This window comes from Streptomyces silvisoli (assembly GCF_029269905.1).
In the GTDB taxonomy this organism is placed as follows: Bacteria; Actinomycetota; Actinomycetes; order Streptomycetales; family Streptomycetaceae; genus Streptantibioticus_A; species Streptantibioticus_A silvisoli_A.
Genome location: NZ_JARJBC010000030.1, coordinates 59,587 through 80,656, shown reverse-complemented (window position 1 = coordinate 80,656; position 21,070 = coordinate 59,587). Strand labels below are relative to the sequence as shown.

At 71.1% G+C, this 21,070-nt stretch carries 20 protein-coding genes, 1 tRNA gene and 1 pseudogene; 11 read left to right on the top strand and 11 right to left on the bottom strand.

Annotation, left to right across the window (positions count from 1 at the left end; genetic code table 11):
- Positions 1-32 precede the first annotated feature (32 nt).
- Positions 33-542: a GNAT family N-acetyltransferase gene (locus P3G67_RS32470; protein WP_276096690.1), complete on the bottom strand. Its 510-nt coding sequence runs from the start codon at positions 540-542 to the stop codon at positions 33-35.
- A gap of 201 nt (positions 543-743) precedes the next feature.
- On the opposite strand from P3G67_RS32470, the gene P3G67_RS32465 reads away from it, so the two are divergent.
- The gene (locus P3G67_RS32465; RefSeq protein ID WP_269855684.1) at positions 744-1,721 is read left to right on the top strand and encodes a sigma-70 family RNA polymerase sigma factor; all 978 of its coding nucleotides are present in this window, start codon (positions 744-746) and stop codon (positions 1,719-1,721) included.
- 26 nt (positions 1,722-1,747) lie between these two features.
- Complete coding sequence (locus P3G67_RS32460; protein WP_269855685.1) at positions 1,748-1,921, top strand: hypothetical protein; 174 nt, start codon at positions 1,748-1,750, stop codon at positions 1,919-1,921.
- Positions 1,922-1,925: 4 nt separating this feature from the next.
- Here the strand turns inward: P3G67_RS32460 and mscL are convergent, their stop codons facing one another.
- From mscL to P3G67_RS32435, 5 genes are all read right to left on the bottom strand, one after another.
- Positions 1,926-2,405 carry a large conductance mechanosensitive channel protein MscL gene (gene mscL / locus P3G67_RS32455; RefSeq protein ID WP_276096689.1) on the bottom strand — a complete coding sequence of 160 codons (480 nt, stop codon included), beginning with the start codon at positions 2,403-2,405 and terminating at the stop codon, positions 1,926-1,928.
- A gap of 39 nt (positions 2,406-2,444) precedes the next feature.
- Complete coding sequence (locus tag P3G67_RS32450; RefSeq protein WP_276096688.1) at positions 2,445-3,293, bottom strand: S-methyl-5'-thioadenosine phosphorylase; 849 nt, start codon at positions 3,291-3,293, stop codon at positions 2,445-2,447.
- A 94-nt stretch (positions 3,294-3,387) separates the two neighbouring features.
- Positions 3,388-3,681 carry an FmdB family zinc ribbon protein gene (locus tag P3G67_RS32445; protein WP_276096687.1) on the bottom strand — a complete coding sequence of 98 codons (294 nt, stop codon included), beginning with the start codon at positions 3,679-3,681 and terminating at the stop codon, positions 3,388-3,390.
- Between the two features lie 122 nt (positions 3,682-3,803).
- Positions 3,804-5,090 (bottom strand): MFS transporter, encoded by a 1,287-nt coding sequence (locus P3G67_RS32440; RefSeq protein WP_391858395.1) that lies wholly within the window; start codon positions 5,088-5,090, stop codon positions 3,804-3,806.
- A 192-nt stretch (positions 5,091-5,282) separates the two neighbouring features.
- Positions 5,283-6,830 carry a potassium/proton antiporter gene (locus P3G67_RS32435; protein WP_276096707.1) on the bottom strand — a complete coding sequence of 516 codons (1,548 nt, stop codon included), beginning with the start codon at positions 6,828-6,830 and terminating at the stop codon, positions 5,283-5,285.
- Positions 6,831-7,031: 201 nt separating this feature from the next.
- On the opposite strand from P3G67_RS32435, the gene P3G67_RS32430 reads away from it, so the two are divergent.
- Positions 7,032-9,746, top strand: a complete 2,715-nt coding sequence (locus tag P3G67_RS32430) for a penicillin acylase family protein (protein WP_276096686.1) — start codon at positions 7,032-7,034, stop codon at positions 9,744-9,746.
- A 19-nt stretch (positions 9,747-9,765) separates the two neighbouring features.
- Here P3G67_RS32430 and P3G67_RS32425 read toward each other — a convergent pair whose 3' ends face one another.
- On the bottom strand, positions 9,766-10,365 hold the full coding sequence (locus P3G67_RS32425) for a 5-formyltetrahydrofolate cyclo-ligase (RefSeq protein WP_276096685.1): 600 nt from the start codon (positions 10,363-10,365) through the stop codon (positions 9,766-9,768).
- Positions 10,366-10,444: 79 nt separating this feature from the next.
- On the opposite strand from P3G67_RS32425, the gene galU reads away from it, so the two are divergent.
- From galU to P3G67_RS32390, 7 genes are all read left to right on the top strand, one after another.
- Complete coding sequence (galU, locus tag P3G67_RS32420) at positions 10,445-11,353, top strand: UTP--glucose-1-phosphate uridylyltransferase GalU (protein WP_269855691.1); 909 nt, start codon at positions 10,445-10,447, stop codon at positions 11,351-11,353.
- Complete coding sequence (gene glp / locus P3G67_RS32415) at positions 11,350-12,654, top strand: molybdotransferase-like divisome protein Glp (RefSeq protein ID WP_276096684.1); 1,305 nt, start codon at positions 11,350-11,352, stop codon at positions 12,652-12,654. The genes galU and glp overlap by 4 nt, the downstream gene beginning before the upstream one ends.
- A 75-nt stretch (positions 12,655-12,729) precedes the next feature.
- Positions 12,730-13,233 (top strand): cyclic pyranopterin monophosphate synthase MoaC, encoded by a 504-nt coding sequence (gene moaC, locus P3G67_RS32410; RefSeq protein WP_269855693.1) that lies wholly within the window; start codon positions 12,730-12,732, stop codon positions 13,231-13,233.
- Positions 13,230-13,733 (top strand): MogA/MoaB family molybdenum cofactor biosynthesis protein, encoded by a 504-nt coding sequence (locus P3G67_RS32405; protein ID WP_269855694.1) that lies wholly within the window; start codon positions 13,230-13,232, stop codon positions 13,731-13,733. The genes moaC and P3G67_RS32405 overlap by 4 nt, the downstream gene beginning before the upstream one ends.
- Positions 13,734-13,789: 56 nt before the next feature.
- The gene (locus P3G67_RS32400) at positions 13,790-14,350 is read left to right on the top strand and encodes a GNAT family N-acetyltransferase (protein WP_391858397.1); all 561 of its coding nucleotides are present in this window, start codon (positions 13,790-13,792) and stop codon (positions 14,348-14,350) included.
- A gap of 151 nt (positions 14,351-14,501) precedes the next feature.
- Positions 14,502-15,497 (top strand): divisome protein SepX/GlpR, encoded by a 996-nt coding sequence (gene sepX / locus P3G67_RS32395; protein ID WP_276096683.1) that lies wholly within the window; start codon positions 14,502-14,504, stop codon positions 15,495-15,497.
- Between the two features lie 74 nt (positions 15,498-15,571).
- Positions 15,572-15,645: transfer RNA gene (locus P3G67_RS32390), tRNA-Ala, on the top strand.
- Between the two features lie 185 nt (positions 15,646-15,830).
- Here P3G67_RS32390 and P3G67_RS32385 read toward each other — a convergent pair.
- Both P3G67_RS32385 and P3G67_RS32380 read right to left on the bottom strand, forming a co-directional pair.
- On the bottom strand, positions 15,831-16,772 hold the full coding sequence (locus P3G67_RS32385; RefSeq protein ID WP_276096682.1) for an NAD-dependent epimerase/dehydratase family protein: 942 nt from the start codon (positions 16,770-16,772) through the stop codon (positions 15,831-15,833).
- A gap of 122 nt (positions 16,773-16,894) precedes the next feature.
- Positions 16,895-17,791, bottom strand: a complete 897-nt coding sequence (locus P3G67_RS32380) for a ScbA/BarX family gamma-butyrolactone biosynthesis protein (RefSeq protein ID WP_276096681.1) — start codon at positions 17,789-17,791, stop codon at positions 16,895-16,897.
- A gap of 220 nt (positions 17,792-18,011) precedes the next feature.
- Here P3G67_RS32380 and P3G67_RS32375 point away from each other — a divergent pair, with 220 nt between their 5' ends.
- Positions 18,012-18,764: a ScbR family autoregulator-binding transcription factor gene (locus P3G67_RS32375; protein WP_276096680.1), complete on the top strand. Its 753-nt coding sequence runs from the start codon at positions 18,012-18,014 to the stop codon at positions 18,762-18,764.
- Positions 18,765-18,805: 41 nt separating this feature from the next.
- Here P3G67_RS32375 and P3G67_RS32370 read toward each other — a convergent pair whose 3' ends face one another.
- Positions 18,806-19,456 (bottom strand): TetR/AcrR family transcriptional regulator, encoded by a 651-nt coding sequence (locus tag P3G67_RS32370; protein ID WP_276096679.1) that lies wholly within the window; start codon positions 19,454-19,456, stop codon positions 18,806-18,808.
- Between the two features lie 687 nt (positions 19,457-20,143).
- Positions 20,144-21,031: pseudogene (locus P3G67_RS32365) on the bottom strand (DNA-3-methyladenine glycosylase family protein); the annotation flags it as partial.
- Positions 21,032-21,070 lie beyond the last annotated feature (39 nt).

The window sequence follows — 21,070 nt, the reverse complement described above, 5'->3', positions numbered from 1 at the left end:
CCTCGGCTCTCAACCCGCACCCTTAAAGATCTCTAGAGAGGCCTCTCGAACCGCGCCACGTCCCAGTAGCGGCCGAACTTGTGGCCGGACTCCGTGTACAGCCCGCACTGGCGGAAGCCGAACCGGGTGTGCAGCCGGACCGAAGCCTCGTTCGGCAGCGCGATGCCGGCGTAGGCGCGGTGCAGATCCTGGTCGGCCAGCGCCTCGAAAAGCGCCGTGTACAGCAGTGTGCCGATGCCGCGGCCACCCGCGTCCGGCGCGCAGTAGACCGCCGTCTCCACCGAGGTGCGGTACGCGGGCCTGGCACGGAACTGGCTGCTCGTGGCGTACCCGAGCACCCGCCCGTCCGCCTCGGCGACGAAGAGGCGGTGCGGCCCGTGCCCGGGGTGGGCGGCGAGCCACGGCTGCCGCTGCTCCGCAGTGGACGCAACCGTGTCGAAGGTGGAGTGCGTCTGAATGACGTAATGGTTGTAGATGGCGGTGAGCTGTTCCAGATCGGCTCGCGTACCCGGCCTGATCTGCGCTTCCGTATGGTTCGTCACGGCGCGCTCCTCCGTCTGCCCAAGGGAAATCCAGCAGGATACTGCAAGATCACGAAAATCAGCGGGCCGCGTGGGAATTCTGTCCTGATTCCAGTCGTTGTTTCGGACTGAGTGGGCACGCGAGAAGGTGTCCGACCGACCCAAGAGCAAACGAATACGAGATCACTGATTACGCGACCGAACCACGCAAAGGGAGCACGCATGGCAACCCGTGCCGTCGCCCGTCGCACCGATGGGCCCAGCAGTGTTCGCGCCACCGGCGGCGAGGCGGCTGACCGCGACCTGGTCGGCATGTACCTCGACGAGATCGCGCGGACCCCGCTCCTCGACGCGGCGCAGGAGGTCGAACTGTCCAGGGTCATCGAGGCCGGGGTCTTCGCCGAGCACCTGCTCGACGAGGGAGAGACAGCCGCGGGGGCGAGCGAGGAGGAACTGCGCGCGCTCGTGGACGAAGGAGCGCGCGCCAAGGACGTCTTCATCCGCTCCAACCTGCGTCTTGTCGTCGCGGTCGCCCGCCGCTATCCGCGCAGCGGACTGCCGCTGCTCGACCTCATCCAGGAGGGCAACGCGGGTCTGGTCCGGGCGGTTGAGAAGTTCGACTACGCCAAGGGTTTCAAGTTCTCGACGTACGCGACCTGGTGGATCCGGCAGGCCATCACCCGCTCGATCGCCGACCAGTCGCGCACCATCCGGCTGCCCGTCCACCTGGTGGAGGAGCTGGGCCGGATACGCAGGGTGCAGCGGGAGTTCAACCGTGAGCACGGGCGCGACCCGGAGCCCGCCGAGATCGCGGCGGAGCTGGGCGCGTCGCCCGAGCGGATAGCCGATGTGCTCGACTGGGCCCGCGACCCGGTCAGCCTGAACATGTCCGTGGACGACGAGGGCGAGACCCAGTTCGGCGACCTGGTGGAGGACACCTCGGCCACCTCGCCGGAGGACTCGGTCCTGGTCATGCTGCGACGCGAGGAGCTTGAGGACCTGATCGGCCGTCTCGACGGCCGTACCGCCTCGATCATCCGCGCCCGCTACGGCATGGACGACGGCAAGGAGCGCACCCTCACCGAGGTCGGCAAGCAGCACGGGCTGACCCGTGAGCGCATCCGGCAGATCGAGAAGCACGCCCTTGTCGAGCTGAAGCGGATGGCCCGGGACCGCGGCTTCGACCACGAAGCGGCGTGAGCCGGGACGACCGTACCCTTGAACCCATGAGCACCGACAGCGTCCCCGAGCGCCCCGAGACGGCACCCCGGCTGGTCTTCGACGACCCGTTGGACCGTCCGTCGAGGGACGACTCGGACGACGGCTGGGGCGAGCGGCCGAGCGGCGGTGCGGGGGACCTCGCCCGGTTCCTGGACGAGAAGCCCCCGCACCACCTGTGATCCGTTACGAGGAGCGCGCCACCAGCGCGTCGCGGATCTCCCGGAGCAACTGCACCTCGGTCGCCTCGGCCTCGGCGTGCTCCTCCTCCTGCTGGGCGCGCCTGGCCGCCCGCCGGGCCAGGTAGCGGCTCATCGGCACCACCATCAGGAAGTACACGACCGCTCCTGTGATCAGGAAGTTGAGCACCGCGCCCAGCACCGAGCCCCACAGGACGGCCACGCCGTGCGTGACGTGCCCGGCGGAGTCGTATCCGCACGGCCCCTTCAGGCACGACTTGTAACTGGCCAGGTCCTTGGTACCGAACGCGCCGACCACCGGGTTGATCACGCCGTTCACCACGGAGTTGACCACCCCGGTGAACGCGGCCCCGATGACGACGGCGACGGCCAGGTCGACCACGTTGCCGCGTATCAGGAATTCCTTGAAGCCGCCCCACAGACCGGGCTCGGGCTCCTGCTGCTGACCGCTCGCCTGCTCGCTCACCACACCGTTCCTCAATCGCCCGCTCAACTCGCGGGCGGACTAGGCCTGTTCGAGACCGGTGTCCAGACCGTCCAACGCGTGGGCGCACAGGCAGTCGCGCTCGTCGGCCCGCGGCAACTCACCGACCACGTCGAACAGTACGTCCCGCAGCCGGGCGACATTGGCCGCGAAGAACTTGAAGACCTCCTCCTGGGAGACGCCCTCACCGTGCTCCGCGCCCGCGTCCAGGTCTGTCACCAGTGTCAACGACGTGTAGCACAGGCCCAGTTCACGCGCCAGGACCGCCTCCGGATGTCCGGTCATCCCGACCACCGCCCAGCCCTGTGCCGCGTGCCACAGTGACTCGGCGCGGGTGGAGAACCGCGGCCCCTCGATCACCACCAGCGTGCCGCCGTCCACCGCGTCCCAGCCGCCGGCCCGCGCGGTGCGCACCGCCGTGCGCCGCCCCTGCGGGCAGTACGGGTCGGCGAACGCCACGTGCACCACGTTGGGCACCCGGCCGTCGGGCAGCGCCTCGCCGTCGTAGTACGTCTGGACGCGCGACTTCGTACGGTCCACCAACTGGTCGGGGACGAGCAGGGTGCCGGGGCCGAACTCGTCCCGCAGGCCGCCCACCGCGCAGGGGCCGAGGACCTGGGTGACACCGAGCGAGCGCAGCGCCCACAGATTGGCGCGGTAGTTGATCCGGTGCGGCGGCAGATGGTGCTTGCGTCCGTGCCGGGGGAGGAAGGCGACCTTGCGTCCGGCCACCTCTCCGAGGAACAGGGAGTCGCTCGGCGCGCCATAGGGGGTGTCGACTGTGATTTCCGTCACATCGTCGAGGAAGGCGTAGAAACCGGACCCTCCGATGACACCTATCTCCGCCGGGCCGCTGCTGGTCTGCGTCATGCCGTCACCCTAGCCGTGCCGGACATGGCCGGGACCCCACCGAAACGCTTCGGTGGGGTCCGTACGCAAGACGTAAGGTGTGCGGCCCGCCCGGTCAGGCGGCCGGAGTGCTGGCTGCCGCCGTGCTGGACGGCTTCGACTCCGAGCCGCCGGACGACTTGGACTCCGAGCTGGTCGAGGACGACTTCGCCGGGCTGCTGCTGGACGACGAGCCGCGGCTGTCCGTCCGGTAGAAGCCGGAGCCCTTGAAGACGACACCGACCGCGGAGAACACCTTGCGCAGCCTGCCTTGGCAGCTCGGGCACTCGGTGAGCGCCGGGTCGCTGAACTTCTGCACCGCCTCTAGGGGCTCGCCGCACTCGGTGCACTGGTACTGGTAGGTCGGCACTTGCTCCTCCTGGCACTCTCACTCAATGAGTGCTAACGACGCTCCATAGTGCAGTATTCCGGCGCATCAGTCCACCGCGAGCCGTGTCACACCCGGCACGGCGTCCCCCTTGCGGCGGCCGGTCACCCGTCCTGACGGGTGGTGGACAGGCGTCGCCGCAACGTCAGCAGGGTGGCCAGCGCCAGGGCCGTACCGCCCAGCGGGACCAGGAAGCCCGCGCTGGCCCCGAACCGGTCGGCCAGCTGACCGGAGACCGTGGCAGCCGCGGCCTGGCCCAGCGCCACCGCGCCGGTCAGCCAGGTGAACGCCTCGGTCCTGGCCGCCGCCGGGACCAGCGACTCCACCAGGGTGTAGCCGGTGATCAGCGAGGGCGCGATGCACAGCCCGACCAGCAGCCCCAGCGCGCCCAGCAGTGGCACCGCGTGCACCGCCCACAGCGTCGAGCAGGCCAGCGTCAGCAGCGGGTAGGCGACCAGCAGCCGGCGCTGCGGGGTGACCTTCCAGGCGATGGCGCCGCACACGACTCCCGCGCACATGTTGCCGGCGGCGAACGTGCCGTACAGCAGGCCGTTGATGCCGGGCTCGCCGATCGCCTGGGTGAAGGCGGTCAGGGAGACCTGCATGCCGCCGAAGACCGAGCCGATGCCGAGGAACACGATCGCCAGCACCCGCACGCCCGGCACGGTGAGCGCGGAGGCGTGCCGCGTGCCGCCGCCTGCCAAGCGGCTCGGCACCGGTGCGGTGCGCCGCTGCGCGGCGAACAGCAGACCGCCGACCAGCGTCAGCGCCGCCTCGGCGACCAGCCCGGCCGCCGGGTGCACCGACGTGCACAGCGCGGTGGCCAGCACCGGGCCGACCACGAAGGTGAACTCGTCGGTCACCGACTCGAAGGCGGCGGCCGTCGACATCAGCGGCGAGCCGTTCAGCTTCACCGCCCACCGGGACCGCACCATCGGCCCGACCTGCGGCACCGAGGCGCCCGCGGGCACCGCCGCGGCCAGCAGCGCCCACAGCGGGGCGTGCGCCAGCGCCAGGCTGATGAGCGCGGCGATGGCGGCGGTGTGCACCAGGACTCCGGGCAGCAGTACGGCGCCCTGGCCGAAGCGGTCGGCCAGCTTGCCGCTCTGCGGGGCGAACAGCGCCATGGAGACGCCGGTGGCGGCGGAGACCACGCCGGCGCTGCCGTAGGAGCCGGTGGTGTGCTGCACCAGCAGCACGATGCCGATGGTCAGCATCGCGAAGGGCTGGCGGGCGGCGAAGCCGGGGAGCAGGAACGTCCATGCGTCCGCAGTGCGCAGCAGCTGCTTGTAGCCGGGGCGCGCCGACTGGCTCGTTGTCTGTTCTGAGGTACCGGTGCCGGTCTCGGGACCGGTGTCCACGCGGTCGTGTTCGCGGACCGTGGTTGCCACGGCCAGGGCCTTTCTGCCGCCTGGTAGCGCACCGATGGGATTGCCACGCGATGCGCCGAGAGCTGTCCTCTCGCGCAGGGCGCCGGTAGATACCGTCGGTCCGCACCGTTCGGGTGGCAGAGGGACCGCGGCCGCCGTGCGGTCGCGCCAGCTCTGCATCAGGCAGAGTTGGGGATTTACAACATCACCATGTTAGCGGTATGAGTCGGATCCGCGCTCCACCCGGTCGTGTGGGCGGTGCGACACCGGACGCGTCCCCCTGTGCGGCCGGTGCGCGGCCGGGGCGTGGCCCTCCAGCCAGCCCGCCAGCTTGCCGCCGCGGCCCACCGCGCGCAGCCGCCGCTCGGCCGCGTCCCGTACCTGGTCGATGGCCACCACCAGCAGCTCGTCGCCGCGCCGCAGTACGGTCGCCGGGCCTGGCACGAAGCTCTTGCCGTCCCGTACCACCAGGGTGACCGCGGCGCCGGGCGGCATCCGCAGCTCCGAGACCTCCACGCCGTGCATCCGGGACCGCTCGGGTATGGAGACCGACAGCAGGTGGCCGCGCAACCGCTCCAGGGGCGCGGACTCTATGCCCAGGTCCGCGGCGGCCTCCGGGGTGCCGAGTCGCAGACGCCTGGCGACCCACGGCAGGGTGGGGCCCTGCACCAGGGTGAAGACGATCACCAGCACGAAGACGATGTTGAACACCCGGTGGCTGTCGGCGACTTGGTGCACCATGGGGATGGTCGCCAGCACGATGGGCACGGCGCCGCGCAGCCCCGCCCAGGACAGCAGTGCCTGCTCCCGCCAGGGAGCGCGGAACGGGGTCAGCGTGGCGATCACCGACAGCGGCCTGGCCACCAGCGTCAGCACCGCCCCGATGATCACCGCGGGCAGCAGGTCGGGGCCCAGGTCGCGCGGTGTGACCAGCAGGCCGAGCAGTACGAACATGCCTATCTGCGCCAGCCATGCGACGCCCTCGGCGAAGCCGCGGGTCGCCGGCCGGTGCGGCAGCGGCGCGTTGCCCAGCACCAGGGCGGCCAGATAGACCGCGAGGAAGCCGCTGCCGTGCGCCAGGGAGCCGCCCGCGTAGGCCAGCACCGCGAGCGCCATCACGGCTATCGGGTACAGGCCGGAGGCGGGCAGCGCGACGTGCTTGAGCGCGAGGGCGCCGAGCTTGCCCACGGCGATGCCGACGGCGGCGCCGATCGCCAGCTCCAGCACGATCTTGCCGAGCAGCACGTACCAGTGCTCGATCGGTCCCGCGGTGGAGAAGGCGACCACGAGGATGACGACGGGCGCGTCGTTGAAGCCGGACTCGGCCTCCAGGATGCCGTTCAGCCGGGGCGGCAGCGGCACCTTGCGCAGCACGGAGAAGACCGCCGCCGCGTCGGTCGAGGACACCACCGCGCCGATGATCAGCGCCTGCCGCCAGTCGAGGCCCACCAGGAAGTGCGCGGCGGCGGCCGTGACGGCCACGCTCACCGCGACGCCGGCCGTGGACAGCACGGCCGCCGCGGGCACCGCGGGTTTGATCTCGTGCCACTTGGTGCCAAGGCCGCCCTCGGCGAGGATCACCACGAGCGCCGCGTACCCCAACACCTGGGTCAGGGCCGCGTCGTTGAACTGGACTCCGATGCCGTCCTGGCCGATGGCCACGCCGATGCCCAGGTAGAGCAGAAGGCTCGGCAGCCCGCTGCGGGACGACACCCTTACCGCCGCCACCGCGACGAGCAGGACGAGGGCGGAGACCAGCAGGACTTCGTTGAGGTGCTCGACAGACAGGGCGCGGTCCTTCCGTTAAGGGGGGCCGTACTGGGGTTGCCGGAACGGGAGTTCGTTTCCCTCTCTAACATTTTACCTGCACTTGGGATTCCGGGGTCCCCTGCCTGGCGGGCGCCCGCTCCCCATATGGTTGCTGCCAGCACTTCGGTCCACCCTGCCCCGCGAAGGACAGCGATGCCCGCCAACACGTCCGGCCCTCCCGCGAAGAAGAAGGGCCGCCGCGCACGATTGCTCGTGATCGTGGTCGTACTGCTCCTGGTGTCGGGCATCGGCTACGGCTCGTACTGGACGGTCAGTACGATCCGCGCCTCCTACCCGCAGACCACCGGCACGCTCCAGCTCAAGGGGCTGTCAGGACCGGTCCAGGTGGACCGGGACGCGCAGGGCATCCCGCAGATCTACGCGGACTCCACCGCGGACCTGTTCCGCGCGCAGGGCTACGTACAGGCGCAGGACCGCTTCTACGAGATGGACGTGCGCCGCCACTTCACCGCGGGCCGCCTCTCCGAGATGTTCGGCTCCAGCGAGGTGGACAACGACGCTTTCATCCGCACCCTGGGCATGCGGCAGGCCGCCCAGCAGGAGTGGGACACCCAGCTGTCGCCCGAGACCAAGGCGAACGTGCAGGCCTACACCGACGGTGTCAACGCCTACCTGTCCAGCCGCCACGGCGCCGCGCTGTCGGTGGAGTACACCGCGCTGGACATCGGCAACGGCTACAAGCCGGAGGCGTGGACCCCGGTGGACTCGGTCTCCTGGCTCAAGGCGATGGCCTGGGACCTGCGCGGCAACATGCAGGACGAGATCGACCGCGCCCTGATGACCAGCCGCCTCACCGCCGCGCAGATCGAGCAGCTCTACCCGCAGTACCCGTACGACCGCAACCAGCCCGTCGTGGACGCAGGCACGGTCGCGAACGGCGGCAAGGACTTCGTACCGCAGGGCACCACCAGTACCGCGTCGGCGCCCGGCACCAACAACGCCGGCGGCCAACTCGCCGCGCTGGCACACACGGTGGACAACGTGCCCGCGCTGCTCGGGCCGACCGGCAACGGCATCGGCTCCAACGCCTGGGTGGTGTCCGGCAAGTACACCACCACCGGCAAGCCGCTGCTGGCCAACGACCCGCACCTGGCGCCCCAACTGCCGTCCGTCTGGTACCAGATGGGCCTGCACTGCCGCACGGTGAGCGCCTCCTGCCCTTACGACGTCACCGGGTACACGTTCGCCGGAATGCCCGGTGTGGTGATCGGGCACAACCAGAACATCGCCTGGGGCCTGACCAACATGGGCGCCGACACCACCGACCTGTACCTGGAGAAGGTCACCGGGGACAGCTACCTCTACGACGGCAAGCAGGTGCCGTTCACCACCCGCCAGGAGACCATCAAGGTCGCGGGCGGCAGCAGCCGCACCATCACCGTGCGGGTAGCCAACAACGGGATGCCGGTCATCTCCGATGTCAGCGACGAGCTGAGCACCGTCGGCCAGGAGGCACCGGTCAGCGACCCGGCGCCGGACCGGCGGGGCGGCTACGCGGTGGCGCTGCGCTGGTCCGCGCTCACCCCGGGCAAGACCATGGACGCGGTCTTCGAGGTGGACAAGGCCGCCAACTTCGACCAGTTCAGGGCCGCCGCCGCGGACTTCTCGGCGCCCGCGCAGAACCTGGTCTACGCCGACACCAAGGGCCACATCGGATACCAGGCGACCGGCCAGATCCCGGTCCGCGCCAAGGGCTTCGACGGCCGCTGGCCGGCTCCCGGATGGGACCCGCGCGCCCAGTGGACCGGCTGGGTGCCGCGCACCGCGCTGCCCTACGAGGAGGACCCCAAGAGCGGCTACATCGTCACCGCCAACCAGGCCGTCGCGGGCAAGGACTACCCGTACGAGATCACCGACGACTGGGGCTACGGCACTCGTAGCCAGCGCATCAACGACCTGATCCAGTCCAAACTGGCGGGCGGCGGAAAGATCTCCATGGACGACATGCAGTCCATGCAGATGGACAACAGCAGCGAGATCGCCAAGCTGCTGGTGCCGTACCTGCTGAAGATCAACGTCACCGACCCCTACGTCCGCCAGGCGCAGCAGCTGCTGGAGGGCTGGGACTTCAGCCAGAGCTCGGACTCGGCCGCCGCCGCGTACTTCAACGCGGTGTGGCGCAACACCCTCAAGCTCGCCTTCGGCAACAAGATGCCCAAGGAGCTGCGGCCCAAGGGGCAGTGCCTGTGGGTGACCCCGACCAGCGACTCCGGCCAGGCCAACAACCTGGGCGGCGGCCAGCACCTGGTCAACGAGTGCGGTGAGCGCGATCCGTCGCAGGCGCAGCCGGACGGCGGCGACCGGTGGTTCGAAGTGGTCCGCGAGATCCTGCCGAACGCCAACAACCCCTGGTGGAACACCTCCACCACGAGCAACAAGCCGGCCACCACCCGTGACCAGCTGCTCGCCCAGGCGATGAAGGACGCCCGCTTCGAGCTGACCTCCAAGCTCGGCAAGGACATCGACACCTGGAGCTGGGGACGGCTGCACAAGATGGAGCTGCGCAGCCAGACGCTGGGCAGCGGTGACAACCCCGCCCTGCTCAAGTGGCTGCTCAACCGCGGCCCGTGGCAGCTCAGCGGCGGCGAGGCGGCGGTCGACGCGAGCGGCTGGAACGCGGCGGGCGGCTACGACGTGGTCTGGGTGCCGTCGATGCGGATGATCGTCAACCTCGACGACTTCGACAAGTCCCGCTGGATAAACCTCACCGGCGCCTCGGGCCACGCCTACAGCGCCCACTACACGGACCAGACGAACATGTGGGTCAACGGCCAGCTACTGCCCTGGTCCTACACCAGTGCGACGGTCGACAAGGGCACCAAGGACAAGCTGACGCTGACGCCGTAGGGCGGGCCCGGGGCGCTCCTCAGGCGAAGCGCCGGACGCCGTCCGGTGTGATCACCGCGTGTACGGGGTGGTCGTGCGGTTCCCTCGGGACCCGGGCGACCACCTCGTGCGCGTAGAGCAGCACCACCAGCGCCGGGTGCGCACCGGCGCGGGCCAGCCGGGCCAGTACCCGGTCGTAGGAGCCGCCGCCGCGGCCCAGCCGCACACCGTGCGCGTCCACCGCCAGCCCCGGCAGCAGCACGGTGTCCGCGCCCAGCACCGCGTCGCACCCCAGCCGGGGGCCGTCCGGCTCCAGCAGACCGCGCCCGGCCTGGGCCAGCGAGTCCGGCCCGCCGTATACGGCCCAGTCGAGATCGTTGTCGGGCCGCAGCACCGGCAGCAGCACCCGCACCCCGCGCCCGCGCAGCACGTCGAGCAACTCGCGGGTGCCGGGCTCGCCGCCCACCGACACATAGCCGGCTACCGTGCCCGCCGCCGCCAACTGCGGCAGTTCAAGGGCGTGTTCGGCCAGCGCGCGGGCCGCCGCCGACCGCTGCGGCGGCGTCATCGCGCGGCGGGCCGCCAGCAGATCGGCACGCAGCGTGATCTTGTCGGCGGCCCCCTGACCGCTATCGCCCATTACATCCCCTGGTGATCATGTCCGCGATTCACACGCGGATCACATTTCTATGTCACACACAACGGTTATCGTGCGGAACATGACTCAGGTACGCCCTCGGATCAGCAAGGCTGTCATCCCCGCCGCAGGGCTCGGCACCCGGTTCCTCCCGGCGACCAAGGCGACGCCCAAGGAGATGCTGCCGGTCGTGGACAAGCCCGCGATCCAGTACGTCGTCGAGGAGGCCGTGGCCGCCGGGCTCTCGGACGTACTCATGGTCACCGGCCGTAACAAACGGCCACTGGAGGACCATTTCGACCGCAACTACGAGCTCGAAGAGGCCCTCAGCCGCAAGGGGGACGAGTCCCGGCTGGCCAAGGTCCAGGAGTCCAGCGACCTGGCCACCATGCACTACGTCCGCCAGGGCGACCCCAGAGGCCTCGGCCATGCCGTGCTGTGCGCCGAGCCGCATGTGGCGCGGCAGCCGTTCGCGGTACTGCTCGGCGACGACCTGATCGACCCGCGTGATCGACTGCTGACCCGCATGATCGAGGTCCAGGAACGATTCGGCGGCAGTGTGGTGGCACTCATGGAGGTCGACCCGGCACAGATCCACCTCTACGGCTGCGCCGCGGTCAAACCCATGGACGAGGTCGACGTCGTCCGGGTCACCGACCTGGTGGAGAAGCCGACCACCGCCGAGGCGCCCTCCTCGTACGCCGTCATCGGCCGGTACGTGCTCGACGCCGGCGTCTTCGACGTGCTCAAGCAGACCCCGCCGGGGCGTGCGGGCGAGATCCAGCTCACCGACGCGCTGCGCGAACTCGCCCTGGACGAGACGCCGGGCGGCCCGGTGCACGGTGTGCTGTTCTCCGGGCGGCGGTATGACACCGGTGACCGCGGTGACTATCTGCGGGCGATCGTGCGGCTGGCATGCGAACGTGATGACCTGGGACCGGAGTTCCGGGCCTGGCTTCGCCATTACGTCTCGGAGGAAATGCAAACGTGAGCAGTCCGGAGAGGTCCGCCCATGCGGCGGACGGGGGTGGGGCGGACCGCGTGTGGTCGGTGGACGACCACCTTGACGACATCCTGCGGCGGCTGACCCCGCTGGAGCCCATCGAGCTGCAACTCCTCGACGCGCAAGGGTGCGTACTGGTCGAGGACGTGACGGTCCCGGTGGCGCTGCCGCCGTTCGACAACAGCTCGATGGACGGCTACGCGGTGCGCGTCGCCGACGTCGCGGGCGCGGGCGAGGACACCGCGGTGGTCCTCAAGGTCATCGGCGACGTGGCGGCGGGCGAAGCGCAGCTGCCCACCGTCGGCCCCGGGCAGGCCGCGCGGATCATGACCGGCGCACCGCTGCCGCCCGGAGCGCAGGCCGTCGTGCCCGTCGAGTGGACCGACGCGGGCCACGGCGCCGGCCCGGCCACCACCATGCGGGCACACAGCGCCGACCCGGCGGGCGCCAGCGGCGAGGTCCGGGTCCACCGGCCGGTCGAGCCCGGCGCCCATGTCCGCGCCCGCGGCAGTGACGCTCCGGTGGGCGAGCCGGCTCTCGCCGCGGGCACCCGGTTGGGGCCGCCGCAGATCGCGCTGCTGGCCGCCATCGGCCGCGGCCAGGTGCTGGTCCGGCCGCGGCCACGGGTCGTCGTGCTGTCCACCGGAAGCGAACTGGTGCCGCCCGGCGAGGAGTTGGGGCCCGGGCAGATCCATGACTCCAACAGCTACGCGCTGGCCGCCGCCGCCCGTGAGGCGGGCGCCATCGCCTACCGGGTGGGCGCGGTCGCCGACGACGCGGCGACGCTGCGCGCGACGATCGAGGACCAGCTGATCCGCGCCGACCTCATCGTCACCAGCGGCGGCGTCAGCGTCGGCGCGTACGACGTGGTCAAGGAGGCGCTGTCGGAACTGGAGTTCCGCAAGCTGGCCATGCAACCGGGCAAGCCGCAAGGCTTCGGCCTGATCGGCGCCGACCGCACCCCGCTGCTGGCGCTGCCCGGGAACCCGGTCAGCTCCTACGTCTCCTTCGAGCTGTTCGTACGGCCGGTGATCCGCGCGCTGATGGGCCTGGAGCCGGTGCGCCGGGAGACGGTCACCGCGCGCTGCGCGGCGCGGATCAGCGGTTCGCCCGAGGGCAAGCGGCAGTTCCTGCGCGGCTGGTACGAGGACGGCGCGGTGACCCCGGTGGGCGGCGCCGGTTCGCACCTGGTCAAGGCGCTCGCGCACGCCAACGCGCTGATCGTGGTGCCCGAGCGGAGCACCGGGATCGACGAGGGCGCGGAAGTGGACGTGATCCTGCTCGGTTGACCGTCGGCGGCTGCCGGTACCGTTGCTGCACCAGGCAAGCGGACTTGACCGGCGGAGCACTGGACCGGGAGAACCATGAGCAGCCCACCTGACCACCAAGGTCATCTGACGCACCTCGACGAGGCCGGTGCGGCCCGCATGGTCGACGTGAGCGGCAAGGACGTGACCGCGCGCACCGCCCGTGCCACCGGGCGGGTACTGGTTTCCGGCCGGGTCGTGGAACTGCTGCGCGGCGAGGGCGTGCCCAAGGGCGACGCCCTCGCCACCGCACGGATCGCCGGCATCATGGGCGCCAAGCGCACGCCCGAGCTGATCCCGCTGTGCCATCCGCTCGCCGTCTCCGGTGTGCGGGTGGAACTGGCGGTCACGGACGACGCGGTGGAGATCGCGGCCACGGTGAAGACCACCGACCGCACCGGCGTGGAGATGGAGGCGCTGACCGCGGTCAGCGTCGCCGCGCTCACCGTCGTCGACATGGTCAAGGCGGTGGACAAGGCCGCGGTCATCACGGACATCAGAGTGGAGACCAAGACCGGCGGCAAGTCCGGCGACTGGTCCCGCCCGGAGGGGTCGCGGTGAGCGGGGCGGGCCGGGCGCTCGTGGTGACCGCCTCCAACCGGGCCGCCGCCGGGGTCTACGAGGACCGGGGCGGGCCGCTGATCGCGGCCGCCCTGACGGAGCTGGGGTTCGCGGTGGACGGGCCGCGGGTGGTGCCGGACGGCGACCCCGTCGAGGAGGCGCTGCGGGCGGCGGTCGCCGCCGCCTACGACGTGGTGCTGACCACCGGCGGCACCGGCCTTTCGCCCACCGACCGCACCCCCGAGGCCACTCGCCGGGTCATCGACTTCGAGGTTCCCGGCATCGCCGAGGCGATCCGCGCGGCGGGCCGCGAGAAGGTGCCCACCGCGGCGCTCTCGCGTGGCCTCGCCGGTGTCGCGGGAGGCACCCTGGTGGTGAACCTGCCCGGTTCGACGGGCGGCGTACGGGACGGCCTTGCCGTCCTCGCACCGCTCCTGGCCCACGCCGTCGACCAGATCCACGGCGGCGACCACCCCCGCACCGACCGGAGACCGAGCTGAACGGACCCTGGGTCACCGAACTGGTGGACGGCGATGTGACGCTCCGCCCGATAAGGATGCGCGACCAGCGCGCCTGGCGGGAGGTCAACCGCCGCAACCGCGAGTGGCTGCGGCCCTGGGAGGCCACCATGCCGCCCGCGCCGCCCGGCCATGTCGCGCACCGTCCGACGTACCGGCAGATGGTGCGCCATCTGCGGGCCGAGGCGCACGCCGGGCGGATGCTGCCGCTCGTCGTGGAGTACCAGGGGCGCCTGGTGGGGCAGTTGACGATCGCGGGCATCACCTGGGGGTCGATGTGCTCGGCGCACATCGGCTACTGGGTGGACGAGGCGGTGGCCGGGCGCGGGGTCATTCCGACCGCGGTCGCGCTCGCCGTCGACCACTGCTTCCGCTCCATGGGCCTGCACCGCGTCGAGGTGTGCATCCGCCCGGAGAACGGGCCGAGCCGCCGGGTGGTGGAGAAGCTCGGCTTCCGGGAGGAGGGGCTGCGCCCGCGCTATCTGCACATCGACGGGGCATGGCGGGACCACCTGGTCTACGCGCTCACTGTCGACGAGGTGCCCGAGGGCATGCTGGCCCGCTGGCACCGGGCGCGGCCCGGCGCATCCCACAAATAAAATACCTGTTCGAAAATGACCCCTGAATGACCGTATTCGCCGCGAGACCAGCCCAACAATCACAAAAAAAGTTCGGCATATCAGCCAGATCGTGCGACACACCGCGCCGAATTGCTGTTGGGCCGTCGCTGGGGCCCCTACCGTGTTGGGCGTGAGCAGCAGCGGCCTCATCTACGCAGCCATTGTCGGGGCGTGGGCTGCCTACTTGGTGCCGATGTGGCTCCGTAGGCAGGACGAGCTCAACGAGGCCCGTCCGACGGAACGCTTCAGCACCGCGATCCGGCTGCTGTCCGGACGCGCGGGCATGGAGCGCCGGTACGCCAAGGCGCGCGAGGGCGGCGAACCGCGGCCCGAGCTCCCCGCGGCGGAGCCCGATCCCGAGCCCGAGGTGGACGTACGGTCGCTGGCACTGCCCGCCACCGAGGTGCAACCGGTCGAGCCCACCGTCGAGCGCGGCGGACAGCCCCAGCGCACCGCCCAACGGGCGCGGCTGGCACGGGCAAAGGTGCTCGCCCGCCGCCGTCGCACCACCACCGTGCTGTTCCTGGCCTTCACCGCGGGCACGATCGGCGCCGCGGTGGGCGGTCTGGCGTACCTGTGGGCGCCCGGCGTGCCCGGAGTGCTGCTCACCTTCTACATCGCCCATCTGCGCCGGGCCGAGCGGCGCCGCTTCGAGTTCACCATGGACCAGCGCCGGGCGATCGAGGCGGCCCGGCGGCTGCGGGACCGCCCGCGCGAGCGGCCCCGCCCTGAGCAGGCGGGTGCGGCCGTCCAGGAGCCCGCCGCTCCCGCCGCCCCGGAGCCGCCGTCGCCGCGCACCGCCGACCGCCGTGCCCTGGTCGAGCAGACCGACCACGCCGAGTGGGTCGACCAGCAGCGCAACCAGGTCGCCGCGGACGACGGCTGGGAGCCGGTCCCGGTGCCGCTGCCGACGTACGTCACCGCGCCGGTCGCCCCCCGTAGCACCGGCAGCGTCGACCTCGGCGCACCCGACACCTGGAGCTCCGCCCGCTCCGGCACCACCGCCGCCGAGCCCGAGCAGCCCCGCCCCCGCCGCCCCCGCGAGCGGGACCGGGACCGCACCCCGCTGTTCGACCAGTACGCCCCCGGCATCGCCGAGGACCGCCCGCGCGCCGCCAACGAGTGAGGTCGGGCCCGCCCCCTCGAACAGGGGTGGGCACAAGCACCCCGGCGGGGATGCTAGAGTTTTCCTCGTTGCAAGGGCCTGTGGCGCAGTCCGGTAGCGCACCTCGTTCGCATCGAGGGGGTCAGGGGTTCAAATCCCCTCAGGTCCACAACACAACGAGTCAGGGCGACCTGTGTCCGCGAGAATCGCGGATCGGTCGCCCTCGTTGTTTTTTCTGCTCGGCTCCGCCGCGCGGTGCGGGGGCTTCGCCACCCGCGCCCATCCTGCGGCCGCCGCCAAGCGCCATGTGCCTGCGGCGAGTTGAGGGCTTGGCGGCGGGGACTGTGCGCCGCGTCACGCGGCCTGGGACGCGTCGCGGTACCAAGTGGTGTGTGGCGGGAAGCGGTTGGCGAAGCCGGGGCCGGGGGCGCGGCGTAGCGCGGTCCACAGCGGGTCGCTGTCGAACCAGTGGTCGACGGTGACCATGTCGAGGTCGTGACTGGTCCTGCCCTGCGCCCGCAGGTGCGCCCGGGCCGTCGCGTAGTCGCGGTCGACGGTGGGCCAGGGCAGGCCGTAGACCTCGCCCAGGGCCCGCAGCAGGTCCGCCACCAGGACCGGGCGCGGGTGGTTGGCGTGGTAGACGGACGCGGTGAGGTCCTCGCGCGGAGCGAGGGCGGTGGCCAGCACCGCCTGGGCCAGGTCGTCCACGTCGATCAGCGACAGGTGGCACCGCCAGCCGTCCACCGTGCTGCCCAGGGCCGTCATCAGGCCGCGCAGCCCGGGGGCCACCCAGCGGTCCCCGGCGCCGTAGACCATGTGCGGCCGCAGCACGATGCCATCCGCCGCCAGTACCGCCTGCTCGGCCGCTGCCCGGCTGCGCGACGTGGCCGAGGCGGGGGCCAGCGGAAGGTCCTCCGCCCGCTCGCCGCGGAACGGGCCGCGCCCGTAGACCGCCGCCGTGCTCACGTAGACGATCCGGCGCACGCCCGAGCGTCGCGCCTCGGCGATCAGTGCCTCGGTGCCGTGGGCGTTGACGGCCTGGCAGCTCTCCGCGGGCCCGCCGATCTGCGAGGCGCAGTGCACCAGCACGTCCACGCCGGCGCACACACCGCGTAGCGAGCGCGGATCCGCCAGGTCCCCGGGGACGGTCTCCACATGCGGCGAGGCGGGTGGGACCAGCGCCTTGCGGTGGACCATCAGGCGCAGTTCCCGGTCGGTCGGCAGCCGGGCGGCGTGGCGGGCCACATGACTGCCGATGAAGCCGGTGGCGCCGGTGATCATGATGGTGCCGGGCATGGTTCCCTGATCTTCCTGTCTCGTGGCGGGGCGTTCCGTGATTCTCGCGGGGCTGGCGGGATGGAATTCCCTTTTTCCTGGGTATTGCGGGTGTCAACCCCTGTGCCGAGGATTGGCTGAATTCAGCCCAGTGGCCAGGTGGTGACCGTGCAGTCGAAGACGCTCTGGCCGTTCTGAACTCCGGTGACCCGAACTGGGGTGTTTCCGTCCTGGCCGCGCTGTCCGACTTCCGCCGCGATGCGGCACGGGGTGTTGAGTTCCGCGTAGTGGCTGAAAGTACTGGCCATTCCGAGGGCCTGTACCGGTACTGGGTGCATTACCGCCTGGGCGGCCTGTCGGGCGGCTTCGAGAAGCAGCATTCCCGGAACGTGGTCAACCGGGTGGTCGAAGAACAGCGGATGCGAGGTGTCCGCTCGCAGCAGCCAGCGGTGCGGGCTCTCGGAACCGGAGAGTACGACGTCTCGCGGGTCCCGGCGGCCCACCAGGGCCGGGTCGACGGCGGGCGGCAGCACGGCGTCGTTGCTGACCGGACGCTCGCCGCGGACGCGCCGGTAGACGTACGGCGACAGCGTCTTGTAGCTGGCGCTGGCCACGGCCACCCGGATCTGGCCCAGCCAGACGTGCACCCGGTACCGCATCGAGACCTGCTTGCCGCGCCGGGCGATGTCGTGGCAGGTGATGTGCAGCTCGACCTCGCTCGGCACCGGCCCCGCGGTGAGGGCCTCGTGCACGGAGGTGTACTCCAGGCTCGACATGAGGAAGTGGTGGTCGAGCGGAACGTCGTACTCGGTGTGGGCCAGCAGCGTGCCGCCCTGCCGAATCGTTTCCGCGATCAGCAGCGGATCCTGCTGTCCGAAGCGCGGCGCGAACAGCGCATGGCCACGCGGCCACTGGCCCCGCACAATGAAGCCGTCGGGATCGCCGGTTTCCCAGCCGGTGAGGAAGACTTCACTTATGGCCGCCCGGTGCACGTACTGCCGCGGCACGGTGGTGGTGAGCGCGGGTATTTCGCGTGCCACGGTCGATTGCGGAGGAGTGGCGAGTGTGACAGCCGAGCGGGAAAGCGGGATACGCGGTGCGGTGACACTCGACGACTGCATGGAGGATACCTGTCTCTGCGAGGGCAGTGGACAAATGGCGAAGCCGCGGATCCGGCGCCTCTCTTAACGGATCGGCGACAGACGCTCCGGATAAGGTACAGACAAGCCGGTTTGGTTTTCAAAGGGCTCAGGAGTTGAAATGGCGCAGCAGGCGCGGGCGGTGAAGACCCGGCGCACGATCCTGGAGGCGGCTGCCGAGGTATTCGACGAGTACGGCTACGAGGGGGCCAGCACCACCGAGATCCTCGCCAGAAGCGGGCTGACCAGGGGAGCGCTCTACTTCCACTTCCCCTCGAAGGAGGCCATCGCGGACGCCGTGGTGGACGCGCAGTCCGAGGCACTGGTCCCGCCGGAGAACGAGGTGAAGCTGCAGGCCACCATCGACCTGGCGATGGCGTTCGCGCACCGGCTGCGCACCGATGTCGTGCTGCGCGCCGGGGTGCGGCTCAGCGTGGAGCAGGCGTCGTACAAGAACCCCAACGTCGCGCCGTACCAGGGCGCCGCCGATGTCATCCTCGATCTGCTGCGGCAGGCGCAGGAGCGCGGCGAACTGCTGGTCAGCGTGGATCCGGAGGAGGTGTCGCAGCTCATCATCGGCGCGTTCACCGGCATCCAACTGCTGTCCCAGGTCTACGGGCAGCGGCGGGACCTGCCGCTGAGGGTGGCCGCGCTGTGGAAGTACCTGCTGCCCGCGCTGGCGATTCCGGGGCTGCTTCCGCACCTGGTGGTGGACCCGCAGCGGGTCATCATGACCGGACCGGCGCAGGGCGCCGAACCGGCCCGGAGCGCCGGGGGGTTCGCCACCGGCGACGTACCGGGCCGTGCTTCCGGTGGCCGCTCGGTGGCCGACGAGCTGGAGACGTCACTGACCGAGGCGTTGCCCCAGGTCTGACCAACCACCCCCCGCGCCCCGGCCGGTTGGACCGGGTGCGGTCAACTGGCGCGTGCGGCGCCGGACACCCCAAGCAACTCCGCCGGGCTCGACGGCACCGGCACGCTGGGCGTCAACTCCCGTACCTCGCCGAGCTGCCCGGCGGGTGCGACCGGGTCGGTCCCCCCGCAGCCCACCCTCTCCTGCTGCGGCCTGGCGAACATCATCAGCAACTGCCAGATGCCGCTGGTGACTTCCGGGTCCCACCACGACTCGTCCTCGCGGCCCAGTGACTCCAGGCCCACGGTGACGGCGGCCAACAGGTTGGCGGTGTGCGTCGCGTCGGCGCCCTGGCGCAGCGCGCCCTCGGCGGCGTCCTTGGCGAGCCGGCCGCGCAGTGTGGTCAGCCAGGTCTCGCGCAGCGACTCACCTCCCGTCACCCTGCTCACCGCGCCCTCCGACTCAAGTCGCAGTCCGGCGCGCAGTACGTGGTCCTCGCGCATCCGCCGTGACATCGCGTCGGTGAACCGGGCGGCGCCCGCGAGGGTGGAGGTCTGGCCGTCGAGGTGCTCGTTGGCGAGCGCGCGCACCGAGCTGCGGGCCTCGTCGGTGACGGCGGTGATCAGTTCGTCCTTCGAGGCGAAGTGGAAGTACAAGGCCCCCTTGCTCACCCCGGCCGCCCGGCTGACGTCGAGAAGACCGGTGCCTTTCATACCGCGATCGTCGATCAGCTTCGCGGCGGCGTTGATGAGGGCCTGGCGAGTTCGAGCAGCACGGACCTGCATCGGCCGGTACCCGTCCTTTCGTCGTGGAGGGAGGTTACGCGTCGTTGACGGCTCGTCACGGGGTGCTTCCTCAAGCGAACGGCACGGTGCTCCGCCGCAACGGCCTGTGTGCGGTTTCCGTGGGCATCTTGCCACTGTCCCGTGGAAAAACAAACAATACTGTCGGGTTGATTCCGCAACACTGACGGAGGTGCGCCTGTGTGTCAGCTATGCGCCCCCTCAGCGGGGTGCGGGTTATAGGTGCAGGTCAGCGGATGCGTTGGGGGGTTGTATGAGCCGTTGTGGGGCAGTTGTGGCGCCCGGAAGGCCATCTGGGAGGATGGGCTGTCAGGTTCATGAAGGGCGGTTCGGGGCGCCACAAACAGGCGGGTCGGTTTCCATATACAAGGATCTGTGTGAAGTAAGCGGTTTCCATGAGTGATGGCAAGGGCACCGCATGGAACGAGCCATTCGCGGGACGGCGTGCGCCGCGGAGGCGCGGCCGGGGCGCGGGGTGCTCGCGGGGCGCTCGCGGGGCGCCGTGAAGCCCGCCCCGGACGGCTGGAGGCCGCCTGGTCCACGGGCGCGGGTCGGGGCTGAAGCGCCGCCCGCGTACGGCGGTTGGAGCTTCAGCCGTCAGCCGACCGGGATCCGGTTGATCGGGTGGTCGCCGGTGGCCCACAGGTACTGGACGGCGTAGGCGCGGTAGGGGCGCCAGCGGGCGGCGTGGCGGGTGAGGGCGGCAGGGGTGGTGGGCAGGCCCAACTCCTGTGCGGCCAGGCGCACTCCGAGGTCGGTCGGGAGGAAGGCGTCCGGATCGCCGAGCGCCCGCATCGCGATCACCTCCACCGTCCACGGTCCGAAGCCCTCCAGCGAACGCAGCTGTTCGCGGGTGCGCTCCCAGTCGCCGTCCGCGTCGAGGGCGATCTTCCCGTCGGCCAGCGCGGCCACCAGCTCGACCAGCGTCCTGCGCCGGGACCTGGGCATCGCCAGCGCCTCCGGGTCCAGCGCGGCCAGTGCCTCGGCGGACGGGAACACATGCGTCAGCCCGCCCGCCGGGTCGTCGACCGGCTCACCGTGCGCGACGACCAGCCGCCCGGCCAGCGTGCGGGCCGCGGCGGTCGACACCTGCTGGCCGAGCACCGCGCGCACCGCGAACTCCGCGCCGTCCACGGCGCGCGGCACCCGGCGCCCGGGGTGCCGGTCGATGTGCGGCGCGAGCAGCGGGTCCTGGCGCAGCAGGCCGTCCACGGCGGCCGGGTCGGCGTCCAGGTCCAGCAGACGGCGGCAGATGCCGACCGCCACCACCTCGTCCCGCGAATCGGTGAGGCGCAGTTCGGCGGCGATGTGGTCCGCCCTCGGCCGCAGCGCCACGACACCGGGGCCGTGCGGCAGCCGGAGCGTGCGGCGGTAGGCGCCGTCCCGCCACTCCTCCACACCGGGTACGGCGGTCGCGATCAGGTGCCCGAAGAGGTTGTCCGGGCAGAGGGGGGCCCGGAAGGGCAGCTTGAGCCTCACCGCTCCAGCCTCGCGGGTCGCCCGTGCCGGGGCTAGCGGAAATCC